The 21,704-nt window shown below is 51.7% G+C and carries 15 protein-coding genes; 7 read left to right on the forward strand and 8 right to left on the reverse strand.

Annotated elements, in window-relative coordinates; genetic code table 11:
* Positions 1-15 precede the first annotated feature (15 nt).
* The 6 genes from ACN0YH_RS24840 to ACN0YH_RS24865 form a co-directional block, all read right to left on the reverse strand.
* Entirely contained in the window at positions 16-1,029 is a 1,014-nt protein-coding gene (locus ACN0YH_RS24840) for a cytochrome c oxidase subunit 3 (RefSeq protein WP_417382293.1), read from the reverse strand.
* 75 nt (positions 1,030-1,104) lie between these two features.
* Positions 1,105-2,037, reverse strand: a complete 933-nt coding sequence (cyoE, locus tag ACN0YH_RS24845; protein WP_417382294.1) for a heme o synthase — start codon at positions 2,035-2,037, stop codon at positions 1,105-1,107.
* 1 nt (position 2,038) lies between these two features.
* On the reverse strand, positions 2,039-2,998 hold the full coding sequence (locus ACN0YH_RS24850) for a COX15/CtaA family protein (protein ID WP_417382295.1): 960 nt from the start codon (positions 2,996-2,998) through the stop codon (positions 2,039-2,041).
* Between the two features lie 30 nt (positions 2,999-3,028).
* The gene (locus ACN0YH_RS24855; protein WP_417382296.1) at positions 3,029-4,849 is read right to left on the reverse strand and encodes a cytochrome c oxidase subunit I; all 1,821 of its coding nucleotides are present in this window, start codon (positions 4,847-4,849) and stop codon (positions 3,029-3,031) included.
* Positions 4,846-5,682 (reverse strand): cytochrome c oxidase subunit II, encoded by an 837-nt coding sequence (gene coxB / locus ACN0YH_RS24860; RefSeq protein WP_417382297.1) that lies wholly within the window; start codon positions 5,680-5,682, stop codon positions 4,846-4,848. The genes ACN0YH_RS24855 and coxB overlap by 4 nt, the downstream gene beginning before the upstream one ends.
* Positions 5,683-5,775: 93 nt before the next feature.
* Positions 5,776-7,131 (reverse strand): c-type cytochrome, encoded by a 1,356-nt coding sequence (locus ACN0YH_RS24865; protein WP_417382298.1) that lies wholly within the window; start codon positions 7,129-7,131, stop codon positions 5,776-5,778.
* Between the two features lie 485 nt (positions 7,132-7,616).
* On the opposite strand from ACN0YH_RS24865, the gene ACN0YH_RS24870 reads away from it, so the two are divergent.
* Positions 7,617-8,624 carry a glutamate cyclase domain-containing protein gene (locus ACN0YH_RS24870; protein ID WP_417382299.1) on the forward strand — a complete coding sequence of 336 codons (1,008 nt, stop codon included), beginning with the start codon at positions 7,617-7,619 and terminating at the stop codon, positions 8,622-8,624.
* A gap of 155 nt (positions 8,625-8,779) precedes the next feature.
* Entirely contained in the window at positions 8,780-11,206 is a 2,427-nt protein-coding gene (locus ACN0YH_RS24875; protein ID WP_417382300.1) for a M1 family metallopeptidase, read from the forward strand.
* A 10-nt stretch (positions 11,207-11,216) separates the two neighbouring features.
* Here ACN0YH_RS24875 and ACN0YH_RS24880 read toward each other — a convergent pair whose 3' ends face one another.
* Complete coding sequence (locus ACN0YH_RS24880; RefSeq protein ID WP_417382301.1) at positions 11,217-11,540, reverse strand: antibiotic biosynthesis monooxygenase family protein; 324 nt, start codon at positions 11,538-11,540, stop codon at positions 11,217-11,219.
* 170 nt (positions 11,541-11,710) lie between these two features.
* Between ACN0YH_RS24880 and ACN0YH_RS24885 the strand changes: the two genes are divergently transcribed.
* Together ACN0YH_RS24885 and ACN0YH_RS24890 are read left to right on the forward strand one after the other, a co-directional pair.
* Entirely contained in the window at positions 11,711-11,866 is a 156-nt protein-coding gene (locus ACN0YH_RS24885; protein WP_417382302.1) for a hypothetical protein, read from the forward strand.
* Between the two features lie 183 nt (positions 11,867-12,049).
* Positions 12,050-12,289 (forward strand): hypothetical protein, encoded by a 240-nt coding sequence (locus tag ACN0YH_RS24890; RefSeq protein WP_417382303.1) that lies wholly within the window; start codon positions 12,050-12,052, stop codon positions 12,287-12,289.
* 108 nt (positions 12,290-12,397) lie between these two features.
* Here the strand turns inward: ACN0YH_RS24890 and ACN0YH_RS24895 are convergent, their stop codons facing one another.
* A complete protein-coding gene (locus ACN0YH_RS24895; RefSeq protein WP_417382304.1) occupies positions 12,398-13,618 on the reverse strand; it encodes a hypothetical protein in 1,221 nt (406 codons plus the stop codon).
* A gap of 596 nt (positions 13,619-14,214) precedes the next feature.
* Here ACN0YH_RS24895 and ACN0YH_RS24900 point away from each other — a divergent pair.
* The 3 genes from ACN0YH_RS24900 (at position 14,215) to ACN0YH_RS24910 (ending at position 21,697) form a co-directional block, all read left to right on the forward strand.
* On the forward strand, positions 14,215-15,204 hold the full coding sequence (locus tag ACN0YH_RS24900; protein WP_417382305.1) for a LysR family transcriptional regulator: 990 nt from the start codon (positions 14,215-14,217) through the stop codon (positions 15,202-15,204).
* A gap of 262 nt (positions 15,205-15,466) precedes the next feature.
* A complete protein-coding gene (gene gltB / locus ACN0YH_RS24905; protein WP_417382306.1) occupies positions 15,467-20,080 on the forward strand; it encodes a glutamate synthase large subunit in 4,614 nt (1,537 codons plus the stop codon).
* 108 nt (positions 20,081-20,188) lie between these two features.
* Positions 20,189-21,697 (forward strand): glutamate synthase subunit beta, encoded by a 1,509-nt coding sequence (locus ACN0YH_RS24910; RefSeq protein WP_417382307.1) that lies wholly within the window; start codon positions 20,189-20,191, stop codon positions 21,695-21,697.
* Positions 21,698-21,704: the final 7 nt, after the last annotated feature.

A 21,704-nucleotide genomic window follows, 5' to 3' on the forward strand; every position in this document is an offset into this window, starting at 1 on the left:
ATTAGCGTCTCTCAATTAAATGATATAAATCAGTGGGAACAGGAAGATCCAGACCAGGTCGACGAAGTGCCAGTACAGGCCGATGTTTTCGACGTAATCGTTCCATTTTTTACTCAGCCGTCTACCTTGCAGCAGTACAATGATGAATAGCAGCATGCCGATCAGGACATGCAAGGCATGAAAGCCGGTCAGCAGAAAGTAAACCGAGGCAAACAGGTTCCCGAAAATAATCGGTTGCAGGTGATGTACCGGTGCCAGGAATGACCCATACTCGGGGTTCTCCTTCAGCGTTTCCAGCTCTTTATTCATCTGCTGCATACTGATGGATTCCTCCAGCGCCCGTTCATTTAATTCCCGGTATTTGTCGCCGAGATCAAAATAGGCCTGCAGTTCTTTTTTACGGGCAGCAGGGGTGTCCTCGGCCGCCAGTTCTGTCTGCAGTTGCTGCCGGATTTCTTCGACGGGTGTTTCGACTGCTTCTGTTTTTTCATCAGCGACGCCGGCGATTTCGACTGTTTCTTCGGGATCGGTAGGCTCCGTTTTTTCCGGCAGCTTTTCATTTGCTAACGCGATGGCCCGCTGATCCACGACCTGTTTCATTTCCCGCATGGATTTATCAATCGCCATCCGCGGGGTTTCCGGAATGTGTCCGGGCAGGATGTCATATTTGAACTTACCCGAATATTCATAGGCCTTGATGCCCAGGAACAGACAGGCCAGCAGCAGCGTCAGGCACAGATAGAGCCGCGCTTTGGCGAAGTTTTCCACTTTCATGCCTTCCAAGGCCAGTACTACAAAGTAGCTGGAAAGAATCAGTACGAACGTATTCAAACCACCCGCCCAGATACGCAGATGCGTGATTTCCGGATCGTCAGGCCAGCCAGGCGAACCGGCACGGAGCACGATATAGGCTCCGATAAAGGCAGAAAAAAACATGATTTCTGTCGCCAGGAAGAGCCACATCCCCAGTTTGGAGTGTGGTATGGGAAGCCCCATTCGATATTGTGGCGAATTACTTTCGTGACTCATTGCAATCTTTCACTTTACATTGCAGACAATCAAACAGTTGTTGAATTCTGAAATACGTACTCTTATTTTGCTTGATCAGATAAACAGCTGCAGCCGGTCCCAGGTCAGGGTGAGTAACAGCAGTGGGAGATAAATCAGTGAGAACCAGATTAACTCACGGGCGGTCTGGCGTGTTTCGTTTCTCAGGAAACGAATAGAAAAGGCGAGGTAGCCGATTCCCAGGACCAGTGCGACAACAGAGTAAAACGTCCCCGTCAGGGAAACATATTGAGGCAGCAGGCTGACGGGGATCAGCGCTATTGCATAAATCACACACATCCAGCCGATCATGCGCGGAGCCGGGTCTGGGGCTGGCAGCATTTTCAATCCCGCCTGGTGGTATTGATGCCGGTACAGCCAGGCAATCGCCAGAAAATGTGGGAACTGCCAGAAGAACATGATGGCAAAAATCGCAAACGAAGAGGTATTCAGGTTGCCTCCCGCAGCCGTCCAGCCCAGGATGGGAGGCATGGCACCGGGGATGGCACCGATGGTGGTGCAGAGGGAGGTCACCCGTTTGAGGGGCGTGTAAACCAGCACGTAGAGCACCAGGGTCATCATCGCTAGAAATGCAGTCAGCAGGTTGACCATTGTTGCCAGGTAAAAAATACCAGTCAGAGCGGCACCAATTCCGAAAACCAGAACTTCAGGCAATGAGATTTTACCGGCGGGTAGCGGGCGATTGGCCGTGCGAGGCATCAGGGCATCACTCTTCATTTCCAGCATCTGATTCAGCGAGTTACAGCCGACGGCAACCAGGCCGATTCCCAACAGGGCATGAATTAAAGGCAGCAGTGACCAGGAATGGGCGCTGGCCAGCGTATATCCTAAAGCCACCGAGATCAGGGCCATCGTCGAAATTCTCGGTTTGATGAGTTCGAGATAATCGCTTAACCGGGCCAGACTGACAGGTTTGGCGGCAGTTTTCGATTCTTCGACAGCGATATAGGATTGTTGGGTTGTAGACATGTCAAACGTTACCTTCGGCATTCGGTAAGGAATCAGTAGCAGAGAGAGATTGCTCTGACGATCTGTTTTTATTTAATTGATGGAGTCGAAAGACACGGACCGAATACAGGACCGTGGTCATCAGGAACAGGATTCCGGTAATCAGGTGCGCGGTGCGGGAGACTGACTGTTGCCAGGAACCGGCGGTGGCAACAAAACCGGCAGCAGGTAGTCCGTATTTGGTGATCCAGGCGGCGAAGCCCAGCAGTACCTGAAAGATGCCGATATGCAGCATGCCCATGGCGGGACGTTTTAACCATTTAATCCCTGATTTACGCGCACTACGAAATTCAATGATTACAAAGATCAAGGCGACAAACGCAAAGCTCATGTGTGGATGCAGACCCACCTGGAAATGTCGGAGAAACCCGCCCAGAAAATATTGAAACAGTACGACCAGCGGGACCGCGATTGCCAGCCGACGACCATAGCCAGCCGGTAAAACCGGGGGATCGTTGCTGATGGCAATCCAGCGTTTCCCCGTAACCATGGTCAGAAAACACATCAGTGTAAAAACACAGGCGCCGAACAGGCCATGGGCCATCGCCAGACCTTTACTGTTCTCTGTCACCCGGGTGCCACCGAGTATTCCCTGAATGATCACACAGGCCAGGACAGCAATACAGACATTACGGATCCATTTTCGATCAGCAACTTTGCAGGCGACAATGACCAGTGCGATCGATAAAAAGCCGACCAGCATTCCCAGCAGGCGATGTCCATGCTCGTAATATTTATCAGCGGCCCGGTGGAACCAGGAGTAGGTCAGCATATTCTGCCCATCGGAGGTTGGCCAGTCGGGGAAAGCCATGCCATACCCTTCGGTCGTGACATGACCGCCTACAATCATCAGCGGTAGCGTGGTGACTGCGGTCGCCAGTGCCAGTCTGAAAAGCCAGGGATGATATTGTTGCTGGTTCATAAGGGATAACTTTATTACTTACGTTTCAACTTAGGCTGAGGTTTCGGTATCGGAAGAGCTGGTCGTTTTTGCCGGCTGACATTCCCGTTCATTCTGCATCAGGAAATCACGATCGCCGTTGACGACGGCATATTCATTGGGTCCATGATAGACCATCGGAACAAAGTCAAAGTTTCCATGCCCCGGGGGTGAAGGTGCCGCCCATTCCAGGGTGGTGGCATTCCAGGGATTTCGGCCTGCTTTAGGTCCAAAGAACATACTGTAAAAGATATTGATGAACAGCAGAATCTGGGCTGCACCCATCAGGATTGCTGAGAGGGTCATGAACTGGTTCATCGGCAACAGGTGTTCGAGGTAACCGTGCAGATAAGGATCTGCATAACGGCGGGGCATACCCTGCATTCCCAGGAAGTGCATTGGAAAGAATGTGCCGTTGGCACCGATGAAGGTCAGCACGAAATGCGTTTTGCCCAGCTTTTCATTCATCATCCGGCCGAACATTTTCGGGAACCAGAACTGGATTCCGGCAAACACGCCAAACAGGGTGGCACCGAACAGGATGTAATGGAAGTGGGCGACAATGAAGTAGGTGTCGTGAAAATAGACGTCTACGGGGACAGCCGCCATGAAGATTCCGCTGAGCCCGCCGACGATAAACATCGAGAGGAAGGCGATGCAGTTCAGCGTGACCGTATTGAATTCCAGTTTCCCACCCCAGATCGTTGCAGTCCAGTTGAACGTTTTGATCGCGGACGGGAGCGCGATCATCATGGTGGAAACCATGAATGCCATCCCGACGGCGGGATTCATTCCACTGGTAAACATGTGGTGTCCCCAGACGATGAACCCGAGGCTGGCGATGGCTGACATGGAGAAGACCATCGGCTTATATCCGAACAGTGGTTTTCGGCACATACAGCTCAGCATGTCGGACACCATGCCCATAATCGGGAGCAGCATGATGTAGACCGCGGGATGCGAGTAGAACCAGAACAGGTGCTGCCAGAGTAAAGGCTGTCCGCCACCCACTGTCGCTGCCGCATTGTTGATGACCAGTCCGGAGGGATAGAAGAAACAGGTTCCAAATAATCGGTCGGCAACCTGCATGAATCCGCCGGCGGTTAGCACGGGGAGAGCGAACGCCTGGAGAATGGCCGTGATAAACAGTCCCCAGATGGTCATGGGCAACCGGAAGAACGTCATGCCGGGAGCACGCATGTTGATGATGGTCGTCATATAGTTGATGGAGCCCATCATGGATGAGAAACCGACAAAGGTGACTCCCAGCAACCAGTACGTCTGCGCGGTTCCGGACCCAGGGGCTGCCTGCGCCAGATCAGCGAGTACCGGGTAAGAAGTCCAGCCCGCTGCCGGCCCACCGGCGTATTTGAAGCTGATCCCGAAGCAGGCGATCGCAGGCCACATGAACCAGTAGCTCAACATGTTCAGCTTGGGAAATGCCATGTCGTCCGCACCAATCATCAGTGGGATCAGAAAGTTTCCGAAGGTTCCCGCCAGGATCGGGATGATCACCAGAAAGATCATCACGGTGGCATGCATGGTAAATAACATCGTGTAAAATTCAGGTGAGATCTGTCCGCCTTCCGCGGCAAACAGCCATGGCCCGACGATCGGCATCGATTCCCAGGGGAAGGCCAGTTGCCAGCGGACTGCCAGGGCAAGTGCACCGCCGACAATCATCATCAGCAAGGTCGTAAACAGAAACTGGATCGCGATGATTTTATGATCGGTCGAAAAGATATACTTCGTGATGAAGTTGCCCGGACCCTCATGCGACTGGTGAGTCGTAATGGGTTGCAGTCCGGTGGGTGAAGGATTCAAAACACTCATTTCTCAGCGGCCTCACTCTCTGAGCCGTTTTCGTTGGCGGCAATTTTTCCCAGTCCATCATAGGATTGCTGCTGGGTCAGGTTTTTCAGATAAGCCTGGTATTCTTCTTCGGGTTCCACAATCACGTGGGCTTTCATTTTGTAATGGCCCCAGCCACACAGCTCGGCACAGACCAGATCGTACACGCCGGGTTTGTTGGCCTCAAACCAGACGGGAATCTGCAGGCCGGGCAGGGCATCCTGTTTGATCCGCAGTGCGGGCAGGAAAAACGAGTGTTGCACATCGTCACTGCGAAGCTGGATCAACACCGGTTTGCCAAAGGGAACATGCAGTTCATTGACGGTATAGAGGTCATCGGGCTGCGGTTTGGGCTGAAGTTTTTTTCCCATCGCAGGATAACGGAACCGCCATTCGAACTGGCGGGCGGTGACTTCTGCCAGGGGATCTTTGACGGCTGCTTCCGGGTAATGATTCTTAAAGCGAAAGTCCGCCCAGAGGTTCATCTGATAGAGGGCCAGGAATAACAAAATGATCCCCGGGATGATGCTCCAGATCAGTTCCAGTTTATGATTGCCGTGTGTATGCAGGGCGCGTTCGTCACGATTGTTGGCACTGCGCCAGAGAGCATAGACGAGGACCGCCTGTGTGCCGATAAAGACCGCTGCCGTAATGGCCAGAATTAAATAAAACAGGCTATCGATGCGGATCCCCAGGTTACTGGCGGCTTGCGCGTTGTCGTATGGAAAAGACCAGCCAATGAAAGGAGCAGCTGCGCAGGACACGACTGCGGCAACAGGCCAGAACAGAAAAAATAAACACCATCCTTTACCCACGAAAGGTCTCCCGTTTGGTCTTTGATTGAGGATTCAATTGGTTGTCTTAAATGAGTTCAGAAACAAAATATTCAGTGAAACAGCTCGAAGCGATTAGTTGCTGCTGTAAGGCAGGCTCATCACATAGTTGACCAGGTCCCAGCGTTCTTCGTCCGTCAAAGCAGAGGAGCCAAAAGCGGGCATCGGTGTTCCCTTGATGCCTGCAAAGATCCGTCGATAAATGTCAATCGGTCGGCGTCCGCCTCGATAAATCCCGCGATGCAGATCCCGGGGAGGTAATTGATTCCCCCAGATATCATGCAGACCGCGATGGGGATATTTTTCATTGGTAACCGGGTTCGTCCAGAAATCCTGTGTGGCAGACCCGTTGCCGCGTCCCTGGGGACCATGGCAGGTCGCACACTTGGTTTTATCGCTAAGGTATAGTTTACGTCCCCGTTCGCGGGATTCCGGAGAGTCAGGCACGCGGGGAGTCTCAGGGATTACCAGCGCGTCTTCCAGGTTTGCTTCTTCCCAGGCTTCTGCGACGCTGGATGTGGCAAAGTCAAGCGTGTCCGGAAAATCCAGTTCCATGTACTCTTTGAGTTCTTCATCAATTTCTTCCGGCGTTTCTCCACCTTCTTCACTGGTGCGTTCTGCGAAGGTCTCTTTGGAAAAATCGAGGAACAGTTCGTCGACCAGTTTTTTCTCTGTTTCGCCACGAATGGAGAGCCAGATGACATAGTTCACAATGGCAGAGACTTCGTCTTCGGTCAGCAGTTTGAAGGAAGGCATATACGTCCCCGCGATTCCTTCTTTCACGGTTCGTTCCAGGTCGTGTACCTGTGCTTTGTCAGTCGATTTGGTGGACGTGTATTTATAAATTCCTAAACGGAAATCGCGCGGCGGAGGATTCAGATAGCGGGACGTCGGGCCAGTGCCTTCTCCCGACATGCCGTGACAGTGCATGCAATGCCGATTGTAAAGATCGCGACCAAACTGCAGCCGCGTGCATTCAACTAGAAAGGTATCACCAGCCTGTGGCGAGATCTCTGCTGTTTTTTCGACCGCGATCGTGCCGGTCTCAAAATCGTATTCTTTGATGCGTGAGATCTGTCCCTGGGCTTTACCAGAGGTCCACTCCAGAGGCAGCCCCTGAAGTTTGTCGTACGCATTTTCCAGGCCGGTTGCCTGAAAGTGGATCAGCGGTGAGTCGGCTGCCGCGGTTTCTACTGATTTGACTTTGCCTTCCACGTCGCCGAATTTTGTAGGCAGACCTTCAAATTGAGTGAGGGCCAGCGGATTGCCGAACTGTTCAACCAGTGCTTCTTTGACAGGTTTGGCGGCGGCAGGCATAAGTTCATTGGTCTTCTTTGAGAAGATAAACTCGACCTTAGGCTGTTCACATCCCGAGATGGTTAATACCGGGAATAACAGCAACAAAATGAAATGACGATACCCAAATCTCACGGAAGTGAATCCTCACTTTATACATATTCTGACAGTTGATCGATCGCAGTCTGTCGAGTCCGTTCTCCCCGGGAGATCGAAATGATCCCGGGAGTTTCCATTTTCCTTATGCCTTAAGCGATGCAGTGACGCTGGTATTTCAATTCACTGGAAAAATTCTGAGATTGATCTGTTCATGTCTGCAATCGTTTTCTGACAGGTTTGCTTGTGCGGGGTGGGAGGCTTAACAGCCTGAATACTCAAGTAATTCTGGCAATGCTCAGGCGTTCTGACAACCAGCGTTTCCCTTTAGAAAGCCTTTTCTCACAAGCAGGAAGGTCCCCCTCGGTGAGGTCCCAATCGCGGGAATCACACTTAATAGTATCGTATTTTCTTTGACTCTCTTTTTCAATCAGCACAGGCTGTCGTTTCGTTACAATCCTGAGTAAACTGTTTCTGCAGAGGCGAACTCTCTGTTTTTACAGCTCCAGTGCGAACAGGCTTGAATGGGCACCTCACAAACAGACATGATCCGGGAATTTGACCGCCTGATTCGCAGGGATCCGGGAAAACGGGGGCTGATTGATTCAGAAAGCCAGTTTGGGCCGCTCTGTCAGGATCACCTGCTGCAGGCCGCCCATGCCATCGGGACCAGCGCGTCACAAGTTGTGATTACTACAGGATTTTATGTTCCGGGGGCTTCTATTCCTGCCGCGGAAACGGATGGACCTCCCGGTGCTGTCCTGCTGGCCCTGATTCTGGAGGCCTGTGGAGTCGAAACATTAGTGGTGACTGATGCATTGTGTGCCCCCGTTCTGAGTGCAACGGTGGATGCCTGCGGTTATGATCGATCACAGCTTGTTGTTCTGGATCCCGATCAGCCGGGCTGGATTGAGACATTTTTCAGTCGACAAAAAATCAGTCATCTGATTTCGATCGAGCGGGTAGGGCCGAGCCACACGACAGATTCCTGGTTGTCTCAGTTTTCCGATCACAGTGCGGATAGGAGCATGTTTCAGCAGCGTGTACCGGAAGTGCATTTTGACCGCTGTCACAATATGCGTGGGGAAATCATCGATTCCTATACGGCGCCCCTGCATCAGTTATTTGAACGTCTGTCTGAGTTTTTTCCGGCTGCGATTACTATTGGCATCGGCGATGGTGGAAATGAAATCGGAATGGGGGCCATCACCTGGGAAGAACTGGACCGTCGCATTGCTTCCGAATTTTCCGGCCTGATTCCCTGCCGTATCGCTACTGACTGGAATATTGTCGCGGGAACCAGCAACTGGGGGGCTGGCGCGCTGGCGGCTGCGGTCGCGTTATTACATGATCAGACGGAAGTTCTGTTTGACTGGCAGCGCGATGAGCAGTTGAAAGTTCTCGAATTCATGGTTCGAGAAGCAAACGCCGTCGATGGGGTGACCAAACAGCGCGAACCGACCGTAGATGGACTGCCGTTCCTCACGTATATGCAGCCCTGGGAAGGAATCCTGTCAATTCTGACTCGCTGAATTCCCGTTTTTTGCGTAAGACATCCGGGGAAACTCCCTTCCGCGGTCTCGAAATGACTTGCAATTTGACTTGTTTCAGCGGTTAAAATGGTTTTTATGACTGTTTACCATACCGCTCGCCGACCTACTCGTGTCCTCAACAGAAACGTACTTTGATGAACTTCCTGAAAACCAGCGTGTTCCATTCAGACGAAAAGCCTGTTCTGAGATTGTTGTGCCTGACTCTGTTTTTGTGTTCGACTTCCCTGCTGCATGCCCAGGTCGTCAGTAACGATAAGTTCAAACAGGAAGATAAATTCCGGCAACTGGAAGAAGCGCTGCCTACACCGAATGAGTTTCGCACGGCTTCCGGCGCGCCGGGAGAAAAATACTGGCAGCAGGAAGTCGATTACGAAATTGATGTGGAGTTGGATGACAAGCTGCAGAAGATTGTCGGGACGGAAAAAGTTACTTACACCAATAAGTCACCCGACAAGTTGAATTATCTCTGGATGCAACTGGATACCAATATTCTGTCGTTTGATTCCGATGCCCATCTGACTGATACCAGCTCTCATCTGGGAAAAGTCGGTTATAAAACGATGCAGCAACTGATGGCGAAAGAGACGTTTGACGGCAGAATGAAGATCTCGGCGGTCCGTGATGAACGGGGGGATCCTCTCCCTTTTCAGATCATCAAAACCATGATGCGGATTGATTTGAACGGGGCGTTGAGCAGTGGTCAAAGCATGTCTTTTTCGGTTGACTGGAGTTATCTGATCAACGATTCCCAAAGCCGCCCCGCGCGAACCGGCTACGAGTATTTCGAGGAAGATAAGAATTTTCTGTACGAAATTGCCCACTGGTACCCTCGCATGGCGGCTTATACGGATAACACCGGCTGGCAGCACAAGCAGTTTCTGGGACGCGGCGAATTTACTCTGGAATTCGGGTCTTTTCTGGTGAAGATTACGGCACCCGCGGATCATGTTGTGGCAGCAACCGGCGAACTGCAGAACCCGGAAAAAGTCCTGACCGAAACGCAGCAGACACGATTGGAACAGGCGAAGACGGCGAAGAAACCGATGTTTATCATCACGCCGGAAGAAGCAAAGAAAAATGAAGCGTCCCGTTCGAAAGGAAAGAAGACCTGGGTCTTCATGGCGCCGTTCGTCCGTGACTTTGCTTTCGCCAGTTCTCGAAAATTCATCTGGGATGCCCAGGGACATCAGTTGAAAGGCAAAGAGAAACCGGTGATGGCGATGTCGTATTATCCGAATGAAGGGGAGCCTCTCTGGAGCAGGTATTCGACGCATGCCATCATTCATACCCTGGATGTCTTCTCGAAGTACACCTTTCCCTATCCTTACCCGGTGGCGATTTCAGTCAATGGACCGGTGGGTGGCATGGAATACCCGATGATCTGCTTTAACGGACCTCGGCCCGAAAAAGATGGGACTTATTCCAAACGGACCAAGTATGGGCTGATTTCCGTGATCATTCACGAAGTGGGGCATAATTACTTTCCAATGATCGTCAACAGTGACGAACGCCAGTGGACCTGGATGGATGAAGGGATTACCACGTTTCTGCAGTTTTTAACGGAGCAGGAATGGGAGCCCGATTACCCGTCGCGGCGGGGAGAGCCTCGGGACATCGTGAGTTACATGAAGGGGGACTACCAGGTTCCCATCATGACCAACTCGGAATCGATTCTGCAGTTTGGCAACAACGCCTACGGCAAGCCGGCGACGGCCTTGAATGTTCTGCGGGAAACCGTACTTGGGCGGGAACTGTTTGATTATGCATTCAAAGAATATTCCCGGCGCTGGATGTTCAAACGCCCGACACCGGCAGATTTTTTCCGCACGATGGAAGACGCTTCGGGCGTCGATCTGGACTGGTTCTGGCGTGGCTGGTTCTATACGACCGACCACACCGATCTGGCTGTAGAGAATGTCAGACAGTATCTGCTGGAAACCGGTGACCCCTATGTCGACAAAGTCCGCCGCAAAAAAGAGCGGGAGGCCGAACCAGAATCCCTGTCTGATATCCGCAATAAAAGTCTGCCGAAACGGACTCATAAATATCCGGAGCTCAAAGATTTCTATAACGAGTATGACGATCTGGACGTGACCGACGCAGATCGAAAGAAATTTGAAGATCATCTCAAAGAGCTGAAGGCACATGAGAAAAAACTCTTGGAAACACAGAAGTACTTTTATCTCATCGATCTCAAAAATCAGGGGGGGCTGGTGATGCCTGTGATCCTGAAACTGACTTTTGATGATGATAGCTCAGAGATGTTGCGGATACCTGCGGAAATCTGGAGGCTGAATAATAAAAGTGTGTCCAAACTGATCTTAACGGAGAAACCTCTGAAAAGTCTTATATTGGATCCCCATCGAGAAACAGCGGACACTCAATTGTCGAATAATGAGTATCCCCGGAAAATCAGTAAATCTTATTTCCAGCTGGAAAAATCGAAAAAGTCAAAGAACGAAATGCAGAAACAACAGCAGGAGAAGAAAGCGGAAGCGGATAAATCCAAGCCCAAAAAGACAGCGGAGCAACCCCAGAAGCCTGCAGAGAAGAAGGAGTAAACGGGAGTTTTCAGGGCCGATCGAAGGAGTAACCGGACTCGATCCGGGCGATTTCAATGGAATAGTTCTGATACCACAGATTTTTCCCAAGTTCCTGCGCTGTCTGATGTTCTGGATTCTGTTTCCAGGCCTGGATCGCTGCCAGATCCTCCCAATAGGAGATGGTCACCCCTTTTCCGTCTGGTGAACGAAAAGACTCTATGCCCAGGTAGCCTGGCTGTTGGGCAGCCAGTTCCCGCATGCGGTCTGACATGATGTCATATCCCTGTTGAAAATCGGACAGGGTCGATGTGAAAATGACCGCATAACAGGGTATTATTCGGGGCTGTTTCATGTCAGAAGCCTGCTTTCAACCGGCTGATTACCGGGGAGTTATTTCGTCTGAAAACAGGGAATTGGTGGGGAGTCGGGCGATTTCAGCCTTGCTACAGAATCTGCTTTCATAAATAATTTATCCAGTGATCAATTCTATTTCGATGTTTATTTCATGAGGAGGCAGTGCAAGTGACGGGTTATACGGTCCACACAGGTTCAACCGAAGATTTCTCTAACGGATGGGACCGCATTTTTGGTGAGAAAACCGTCAAAAAAGAGAAGAAACAAAAGAAAGCCAAAAAGAAAACCACCGCTAAGAAAGAATCGAAAAAGAAGAAAAAATAGTCGTTCTTTTTCCGACAGAGTCAGTTGAAAATAGATCCGGAAGGCGAAATTCAGAAAAGGATGTTCTGTCGTTTCGCCTGGTTATTTTTGCACAGGGCCGTGCTAATGCTTTAAGCCCGGAAGACCGATAAATAAATTCGTGGTTTTCCTGCTTATTGTAGTCAAACTCAGGACATGGAGGTAATGATGTCAGAAGAAAACAGCCAGGAAGAATATGAAGAGATCACCAGTGAAGAAGTCGACCGCGTTGTCGCACGACTGGAAGCACTGATCGAATCAACCGATAGCGAAAACATTCGCTCTTTTCTGGAAGAAGCGATGAACGAGATTTACTATCTCGTATATGAGGAAGGCGAAGAAGAGTTGGATTCCGAAGTGGAAGCCTGCGGCGAAGGCGAAGAAGATCTGTCTGAAGCTGCCTGATCCTTCCCTGCAAGATCATTGATTGCTGCGCAAACCAGCAAAACTTAAGGCCACTTCTCCTGTTCACGAGAAGTGGCCTTTTTTCGTTTTTCAGAAGGGACTCAATCTTTATTTATCGAGTTCCACTGTGATTGACCGTGTTTTAGCATCGACTTTGGCAGGTTTGCCAAATTTGATTTTTTTGGCGAACGCCTCGACATCGGTCACGGGAGAAATCTTGAAAATGGTCGTTTCTCCCTCCGCCATGGGGACGATGTTGACCTGTTCGGAGTCATCAACGGAAAGCAGGATCTGTTCAATAATCGGGTCCTGTTCTGCATTGCTCAGTTTCTTTTCAATCACGATGGTGACGATCTCATTCGGGTCAGCAGGCTTGTTTTCCCCCAGGCTGGGATTGGCAGGCCCGCCCATCATTGGCTGTCCCAACTGCATCATCAGCATCGGCGCAAACATCGCTACCGGTGCAATAATTGGTGACAGGGTGTTATTGAATTCTTCTTCCGATTTGGCGTTTTCCAGTTTGGCCAGTGTTTCATTAACCTGTTTGAGGCCGGCCAGGGTCTGTTCTTTTTGAGCAGTCACTTTTTCCGGTGTCAGCTCTGCCAGTTGTTTACGGACATCGTCCATTTTCGTTTGCCAGTTGTCTGCCAGATTTTTGGGGATCCATTTTCCTTCCACTTTGACCATCTCTTCTTCCTTAGGCTCTTCACCCGGTGCTTCAATTTTGATGGTTGCGGTATCGCCTTCAGTTGTTAAAACGGTGACTTTGGTCTGTTTCAGTTTCTCTGAAAAACTGGGTTCGCCTGCTTTTTGCGGCACCAGATCGGAAATCTCGACAACGTTCTTCGCCAGCTGGTTGCCGGTTATCGAAAGGAATTTGCCTCCGTCAAAGCTCTTTAGTTTATCCAGGCTGGAAAGATCACTGTTGACCAGGGCCGAAATGATATTGGTCGTCGGACCCCAGAACTCATCGATTTTTTCCGGAGGCACAGGCAATCTCTGAATCATCTGGTTTTTGAGGATGTATTCTTTTTTATCTTTCAGGATTTTGGCCAGACGTTGTCCGGTCTGGAATGTGCCGTTATACATTTCCGGATCCATTTTGGATGCGAAATCGTGGGCAATGCTATTCACGTCCTGCTGATAACTGGCAGGCAGGAAATTCCAGACGGCTTCCATTTCCTGATTGTTGACACCATTCAGCATGGCCAGAATGGACTCATCCGGGCCCAAATTCTGCGCCGTTTCAGCGGGTTTTCCACATCCAGAGAGCAGGGGAAGCGTGCCGACTATAAAGAGAAGGGCAAAAAGCGGGATCAGTTTCTTCATGAGGATTCCTTTAAGTGAGAGAAAATAGGGATGTGAAAGCATGTGCCGCTGCAATTCATTACAAATGATCATATCTCTGCTCGAGGGAGATGAGTAGGTTTGCAGGTCGCTTTGTCGTTTCAGATTCATAAATTCGCTGACGAGATGAGCGGCGGTTGCGGCGCGGTGTTTTCAGCAGGCGCGGTGTTTTCAACAGGGCATCTACTGTAGAACATAGATCAAAATAAGCGGTCCGTCTGCATTTCTTGCTACTATAAGCAAATTGAATAGAACCAACGCGAGATATAAGTGTCAGGATGAAACTATTTCGAATTTCGCGTGTTTAATTCAAAGTGACGGGAGCTATTGGCCAGACTGCTTCTCTGGGCGTGAGTGAATCCGTTTTTGAGGTCCGTTCAGAGGTCGGTCCATAAGTGTAAATATAGAAATGCCTTGGGAATAACGAAATAATCCTAAGTTAAAGGACTGTCTTTTTCGAAAAGTCGTGCGCTTGACTTCATGACTCTTTGAACCCTACACTGTGCCGTATTCGAAATTTAAATACTGAGGACCGGCTATTATTAGTATTCCTTATAAATAGGGCAGGTTTCACTTCCATGCATCTGCGTAATGCTGAACTTTTCTGTGATGTCGTCGTGCAAGGCAGCTTCTCCAAAGCTGCTGAGGTTCGTCGTGTGTCCCAGTCTGCTGCCAGTCAGGCGGTGCATGCGTTAGAGAAGCGTCTGGGGGCCCAGTTGATTGATCGCTCCAAGCGACCTTTTGAACTGACTCCCGCCGGTGCGATTTATTTTGATGGATGCCAACAGTTGCTGAAGTCGTTCGAACAGGTCGAAGAGCAGGTCCGCCGGGCCGTCGGTCAGACTCGCAGTCGCGTGCGAATCGCCGCCATCTATTCGGTCGGACTGGCTCAGATGCATGATTATGTCGAGCATTTTCAGCAGTTGTACCCGGACGTGATGGTGACCCTGGATTATCTGCACCCGGATGAAGTCTATCAGCGAATTTGCGAAAACCAGGCGGATCTGGGGCTGGTTTCCTTCCCCAAGGAAGAAAAAGATCTGACGAGGATCCTCTGGCAGGAACAGCCGATGGTACTGGTCGTTCATCCCGGTCACCCGCTGGCAGAACGCGAAAGCTGTCCGGTGGATGCCCTCGAAGATGAACCTTTTGTGGCGTTCACATCAGAATTAGTCGTTCGGCAAAAGATCGATCGCTGGCTGAGAAAAGCTGGCGTCCACGTCCAGTTGATTCATGAATTTGATAACATCGAGAATATGAAACGGGCTGTCGAAGCCGGGGCTGGTATTTCTGTCCTGCCTTTACCGACCGTCTCCAAAGAAGTTCATAACCAGTCACTGAAAGTGGTACGTCTGGAAGAAGTCGAATGGTCCCGCCCGATCGGAATCATTCAGAGAAAACAGAAATCGACACCTGATATGGTGTCCAGATTCATAGAAGTCTTGCATGAAGACCCCGCGAATTTCTCTACCGCTCGCAGAGAATCGACCGAGGTATCAGCATCGGGGAGTGATAAACCTCCCAGCATGGATGCGTTTTCGTTCGGTCCTTTGATAGCGCGTGAATAAGCAGTTTGATTGTCTGCATTTTTCTTGTTGGGATGGATCCACCCGGTTCGAGTCAGGAGAGGACTCTCCCTGAAAATGGCTCCAACAGATTGATGGTTGATCTTTGACAGAAAACTTTCCGGTGTTCAACCGGTCACAATCAGGTATTCGTCTCTCCAGGACGAGGTGCCATGAAGAAACAAGAGTGCGACGTCTGTTCGCAATAACAGGATGCCTGGTAGGCATTGATTTTGTTAAACATTAGTTTGAATGGTGAAGTAAGATGACAAGTCGAACCGTTCGGCGTGGAACTGATTCCGAGAACAAAGCACGAAGCTCCATTTTTCAGGTGGGGCAACTTCCGGAAGCGCACGGGCTCTACGATCCGGAATTCGAGCATGACAGTTGTGGTGTCGGGTTTGTCGCCCATATTAAAGGCGAACGTTCGCATCAGATAGTGCTGGACGCCGACGAAATGCTGCGTCACATGACTCACCGTGGTGCCTGTGGCTGCGAAGAAAATACAGGCGATGGTGCCGGGATTCTGATCTCCATGCCTCACGATTTCCTGTCGCGCGTCGTCAAGGAAGATCTAAACCTGACGCTGCCTGCACAGGGTAACTATGGTCTGGGTAATGTCTTCCTGCCGACCGATGCCTCCCAGCGGGAACATTGCAAAAAGGCAGTTGAGGAAATTGCCCATCAGCAGGGGCTCGTCGTGCAAGGCTGGCGTCCGCTGCCGGTCTGTCCTGATGTCGCCGACATCGGTCCTTCCGCGCTGCGGGCTCTGCCACATATGGAGCAGGTCATTATTTCGACCTCCAACGGCAAAGTCGCTGATCAGGATCATCTGGAACGCCAGCTTTACATCATTCTGAAAGCCTCCAGCCGACTGCTGCGGGAAGGCAGCAATCTGCCCCAGGGGCTCATGTTCTACTACTGCTCACTCTCAAGTAAGGTGCTCGTCTATAAAGGGATGTTGACTCCCGATCAGGTCATGCCCTTCTATCCCGACCTGCAGGCTGATGATTTTACCAGTCACCTGGCCATGGTTCACTCCCGCTTCTCCACGAACACGTTCCCCAGTTGGGATCGCGCCCAGCCCTGTCGTTTCATGGCTCATAACGGCGAGATCAACACACTGCGGGGGAACGCGAACTGGATGTATGCCCGGCAGGGAATGATGTCCAGTGACCTGTTCGGGGATGACCTGAAAAAGCTGTTCCCGATCATCGAGCCTCACTGTTCCGATTCCGGGAACTTTGATAATGCACTCGAACTGTTGCTGATGTCCGGCCGTCCGCTGCCGGAAGTCATGATGATGATGATTCCCGAAGCCTGGCAGAATCACCATTCCATCTCCGTCGCCAAACGGGCCTTCTATGAATACCACTCTGCTCTGCAGGAACCCTGGGACGGACCCGCTTCCGTTTCCTTCACCGATGGTCAATGTATCGGCGCGGTACTCGACCGGAACGGCCTGAGACCCAGTCGTTATTACGTCACCCACGATGACCGGGTGATCATGGCCAGTGAAGTAGGCGTCCTGGAAGTCGATCCGAAAATCGTCAAGGAAAAAGGCCGCCTGCAGCCCGGGAAAATGTTCCTGGTCGACTTTGAAGAAGGCCGCCTGATCCCCGACGAAGAGATCAAGGAAAAATACGCGACCAAACGACCCTACCAGGAATGGCTGCAGGAGCAGCGGATTCAGTTGAGTGATCTGCCCCTGGAAGGGGAAGTGGAAAAAGTTCCCCCAAAAGAACTGCTCTCACGGATGCAGGCCTTCGGCTTCACTTTTGAAACGCTGAAGTTCATGCTGATCCCGCTGATCAAAGCGAAAAAAGATCCGATTGGTTCGATGGGGAACGATGCCGCCCTGGCCTGCCTGAGTGATCAGTCACGCCTGCTCTACGATTACTTCCACCAGTTGTTTGCCCAGGTGACGAACCCCGCTATCGATTCGATCCGCGAAGAAGTCATCATGTCCCTTGAGTGCTATATCGGCCCGGAAGGGAACCTGCTGGACTCGACCGAAGAGCAGTGTCATCGCCTGCTGATTCCGGAACCGATTATCAGCAACGAGGAAATGGCAGCCATCAAAGTCATGGACTATCGTGGCTGGAAGAATAAAACCATTGACGTGACTTATCCCAAGTCGGAAGGGGAAGCCGGTTTCCGTGCGGCCCTGGATCGCATCCGGGAAGAAGCGTCACAGGCGATAGCCGATGGCTTCAGCCTGATCACTCTTTCCGACCGGGCCGTAGGGCGCGAGCGGATTGGTCTGCCGACCATGGTTTCCTGTGGTGCCATTCACCATCACCTGGTCCGCAACGAACAGCGTACACAGATCGGGATCGTTCTGGAAACCGGCGAAGCCCGCGAAGTCCATCATCACTGTCTACTGTTTGGTTACGGTGCTGACGCGATCAATCCTTACATGGCATTCGAAGCGCTCTGGCATTCCCTGGAAGCCGGCGAACTGGATGCGGCCAAATGGAACCGCGAGTCCATTGTCGCTGCCTACCGTAAAGGTGTCAGCAAAGGCATGCTGAAAGTCATGGCCAAGATGGGGATCTCGACTCTGCAGAGTTATAAGGGAGCCCAGATCTTTGAAGCCGTTGGTCTGAACAAGGAAGTCATTGACACCTGCTTCGCCGGAACTGCCAGCCGCATCAAGGGGATTGGTTTCGACGTAGTCGCGAAAGAATGCGAAATGCGTCATGATATCGGTTATCCGCATCGGGAACAGCATCGCCTGCCCGTGCTGCCAAACCCCGGTGTGTACCACTGGCGTGCCAACGGAGAAAAGCATTCCTGGTCTCCCGAGAATATCGCGAACATCCAGGCTGCTGCTACAACCGGCAACAAAGAAGCCTACCAGCAATTTGCCAAAGCCGTCAACGAGCAGACAACCCGCGAGTGTCATCTGCGTGGTCTGTTGAAGTTCAAAAAGCGGGATTCGATTCCGCTGGAAGAAGTCGAACCGGTTACGGAAATCGTCAAGCGGTTCTGCACGGGAGCGATGAGCTACGGCTCGATCTCTGCGGAATCACACGAAGCACTGGCGATCGCCATGAATCGTCTGGGTGGTAAGAGTAATACCGGTGAAGGGGGCGAAGATTCTGCCCGCTTCAAGCCCATGGAGAACGGCGATTCCAAACGCTCTGCGATTAAGCAGATTGCCTCTGGTCGCTTTGGTGTCACCAGCTGGTATCTGACGAATGCGGACGAGCTGCAGATCAAGATTTCTCAAGGTGCAAAGCCGGGAGAAGGGGGCGAACTGCCCGGGCATAAGGTCAATAAGATCATTGCTTCGGTACGTCACTCAACTCCGGGTGTGGGGTTGATCAGTCCTCCGCCCCATCATGATATTTATTCGATCGAAGACCTGTCGCAGTTGATCTACGACCTGAAGAATACCAATCCGAAAGCACGGATCAGCGTGAAGCTGGTTTCGGAAGTCGGCGTCGGTACAATTGCTTCCGGTGTAGCCAAAGGTCACGCCGACAATATTCTGATCTCCGGTGCTTCCGGCGGAACGGGGGCTTCTCCGCTGACCAGCGTCAAGCATGCCGGTCTGCCCTGGGAACTCGGGATTTCCGAAACCCACCAGACCCTGGTTCTCAACGACCTCCGCAGCCGCGTGCGTCTGCAGACCGATGGTCAGTTGAAAACCGGTCGCGATATTGTGATTGCCAGCCTGCTGGGGGCCGAAGAATTCGGTTTCTCCACCGGCCCGCTGATCACCATGGGTTGTATTATGATGCGGAAGTGTCACCTCAATACCTGCCCGGTCGGGATTGCGACACAGAACCCCGAACTCCGCAAGAAATTTGCCGGTCAGCCGGAACACGTGGTGAATTACTTCTTCCTGTTGGCAGAAGAAGCCCGTGAACTGATGGCCGAACTCGGTTTCCGTACGATGGATGAAATGGTCGGTCGCAGCGATGTGCTGCAACTGGATGAAGAAGTCGCGCACTGGAAAGCGAAGCATCTGGACCTGACTCCGATCCTGCGACTGGCTGAAAAACCACATCCGAATGTGGGTACTTATTGCACGATGGATCAACAACATGGTCTGGAAATCGTGCTGGACAATGTGCTCATCAGCGAAGCCCAACCTGCGATTCAAAAAGGGGAGCCGGTGACGATTGACGTCAAACTCAAAAACACCGACCGTACCTTTGGAACCATGTTGAGCCATGAAGTTTCCAAAGCTCATGGTGCAGACGGACTGCCCGATGAAACGATTCACATCAACAGTAAAGGTTCCGCCGGACAGAGTCTGGGGGCCTGGCTGGCACATGGGATTACCATTGAGCACGAAGGCGATGCCAATGACTATGTGGGCAAAGGCTTGAGTGGTGGTAGAATCATTATCTATCCGCCGGAAGGTTCCACATTTGCTCCGGAAGACAATATCATCGTGGGTAACGTGAACCTGTACGGTGCCACCCAGGGTGAAGTTTATATCCGCGGCCAGGCAGCCGAACGCTTCTGTGTACGCAACTCTGGTGCCTCCGCAGTCGTCGAAGGGATTGGCGATCATGGTTGTGAATACATGACCGGTGGTCGGGCAGTCATTCTGGGTGAGACCGGCAGAAACTTTGCTGCCGGGATGTCCGGAGGTGTGGCTTATGTTTACGATCCCGAAGGGCTGCTGCTGCAGAACAGCAACCTGGAAACAGTGGAACTGGAACCGGTGGAAGAAGCCGATGATATCGCAGAGCTGAAAGCGTTGATCGATAATCATCGTAAATTCACCGGCTCAACGATCGCCCGGAAGATTTTGGATCACTGGGAATCGGAACTTGATTCCTTCAAGAAAGTAATGCCCGTCGATTATAAACGGGCCTTACAGGAAATGGCGGCTGAAGAAGCCGAGGTCGTCGTTTAAGACTCATCGGGCGTTCCTCGAACTTCAAATCGGGTGAGAGGAACGCTTCACGAGTCCATTTCATCAGCGAATAACAGAGCTAACATTTATTTAGAGTGAGATAGAATTATGGGCAAGCCAACCGGCTTCATGGAATTTCCCCGAGAACTGGGTGCAGACCGTAAACCCGAATTGCGCATTCTGGACTGGAACGAATTTCACGATCACCTGACAGACGAAGAACTGGGCAACCAGGGTGCCCGTTGTATGGATTGTGGAATTCCCTTCTGCCACACCGGCAAAACGCTGGCCGGCATGGCCTCGGGTTGTCCGATCAATAACCTGATCCCGGAATGGAACGACCACATCTACCACGGTCGCTGGCAGGATGCGTTGGACAGTCTGCATAAGACCAACAACTTTCCCGAGTTCACCGGTCGTGTCTGCCCGGCTCCCTGTGAAGGTGCCTGCGTGCTGGGGATTCACGAACCCCCGGTCACGATCAAAAACATCGAGAACTCCATCATCGATCACGCCTTCGATCAAGGCTGGGTCGTCGCCAATCCGCCAGAAGTCCGCACGGGCAAAAAAGTCGCGATCGTCGGTTCCGGTCCTGCCGGCCTGGCTGCGGCCGCACAGTTGAATAATGCCGGTCACAGTGTGACTGTGTACGAACGCGATGACCGCATTGGTGGTCTGCTGATGTATGGCATTCCCAACATGAAGCTGGAAAAGTGGATCGTGCAGCGTCGCGTCGATCTACTGGCTGATGAAGGGGTCGAATTTATCACGAACACCTCCATCGGCGTCGACATCACAGCCGACCAGTTGATGAAAGACTTCGACGCGGTGGTACTCTGCACGGGTGCGACCAAACCCCGCGATTTGCCGATTCCCGGCCGCGAGCTGAACGGTGTGCATTTCGCGATGGAATACCTGTCGAAGAATACGAAGAGCCTGCTGGAGTCTGGATTAGAAAGCTCACACTACCAGAACTCTCCTGTCGAAAACTTCATCAATGCCGAAGGCAAAAAAGTCGTGGTCATCGGCGGTGGTGATACCGGGAACGACTGCCTGGGTACCGCGATGCGGCAGAAATGTGAAAGCGTGATCAACCTGGAAATCGTGCCGCAACCTCCGAACGAGCGGGCTGCGAATAACCCCTGGCCTCAATGGCCGAAAATCTTCCGCGTCGATTACGGCCACGAAGAAGCGGCTGCCGCCTTCGGTAAAGATCCGCGGATGTTCCAGATGTCGACTGTCGAATTTGTCGGCGATGATGACGGCAACCTGAAAGGGATCAAAATCTGCGAAGTTGACTGGTCCAAACCCGCCGCCAACGGCGCACCGTTCACTCTCGTTGAAGGTTCCGAACAGGAACTGGAATGTGATCTGGTCTTCCTGGCACTGGGGTTCTTAGGTCCCGAGCATATCATCAGCGAACAGCTGAGTCTCGACCTGGATGGCCGCTCGAACTTCAAAGCCGAGCATGAGCAGTACACGACCAGTCTGGAAGGTGTCTTCGCTGCTGGTGACTGCCGACGTGGACAGAGCCTGATTGTCTGGGCGATCAACGAAGGCCGCGGCGCCGCACGCGAATGCGACCGCTACCTGATGGGAGCGACAGAACTGCCATAATTGGGCG

Origin of the sequence: Gimesia sp. (assembly GCF_048262075.1) — a bacterium.
Lineage (GTDB): Bacteria > Planctomycetota > Planctomycetia > Planctomycetales > Planctomycetaceae > Gimesia.

Coding starts and splice junctions, on each gene's coding strand:
- ACN0YH_RS24840 (WP_417382293.1), bottom strand. CDS start 1,029: ATGAGTCACGAAAGTAATTCGCCACAATATCGAATGGGGCTTCCCATA.
- ACN0YH_RS24875 (WP_417382300.1), top strand. CDS start 8,780: ATGAACTTCCTGAAAACCAGCGTGTTCCATTCAGACGAAAAGCCTGTT.
- ACN0YH_RS24880 (WP_417382301.1), bottom strand. CDS start 11,540: ATGAAACAGCCCCGAATAATACCCTGTTATGCGGTCATTTTCACATCG.
- ACN0YH_RS24895 (WP_417382304.1), bottom strand. CDS start 13,618: ATGAAGAAACTGATCCCGCTTTTTGCCCTTCTCTTTATAGTCGGCACG.
- cyoE (WP_417382294.1), bottom strand. CDS start 2,037: ATGTCTACAACCCAACAATCCTATATCGCTGTCGAAGAATCGAAAACT.
- ACN0YH_RS24850 (WP_417382295.1), bottom strand. CDS start 2,998: ATGAACCAGCAACAATATCATCCCTGGCTTTTCAGACTGGCACTGGCG.
- ACN0YH_RS24890 (WP_417382303.1), top strand. CDS start 12,050: ATGATGTCAGAAGAAAACAGCCAGGAAGAATATGAAGAGATCACCAGT.
- ACN0YH_RS24870 (WP_417382299.1), top strand. CDS start 7,617: ATGGGCACCTCACAAACAGACATGATCCGGGAATTTGACCGCCTGATT.
- ACN0YH_RS24910 (WP_417382307.1), top strand. CDS start 20,189: ATGGGCAAGCCAACCGGCTTCATGGAATTTCCCCGAGAACTGGGTGCA.
- gltB (WP_417382306.1), top strand. CDS start 15,467: ATGACAAGTCGAACCGTTCGGCGTGGAACTGATTCCGAGAACAAAGCA.
- ACN0YH_RS24855 (WP_417382296.1), bottom strand. CDS start 4,849: ATGAGTGTTTTGAATCCTTCACCCACCGGACTGCAACCCATTACGACT.
- ACN0YH_RS24900 (WP_417382305.1), top strand. CDS start 14,215: ATGCATCTGCGTAATGCTGAACTTTTCTGTGATGTCGTCGTGCAAGGC.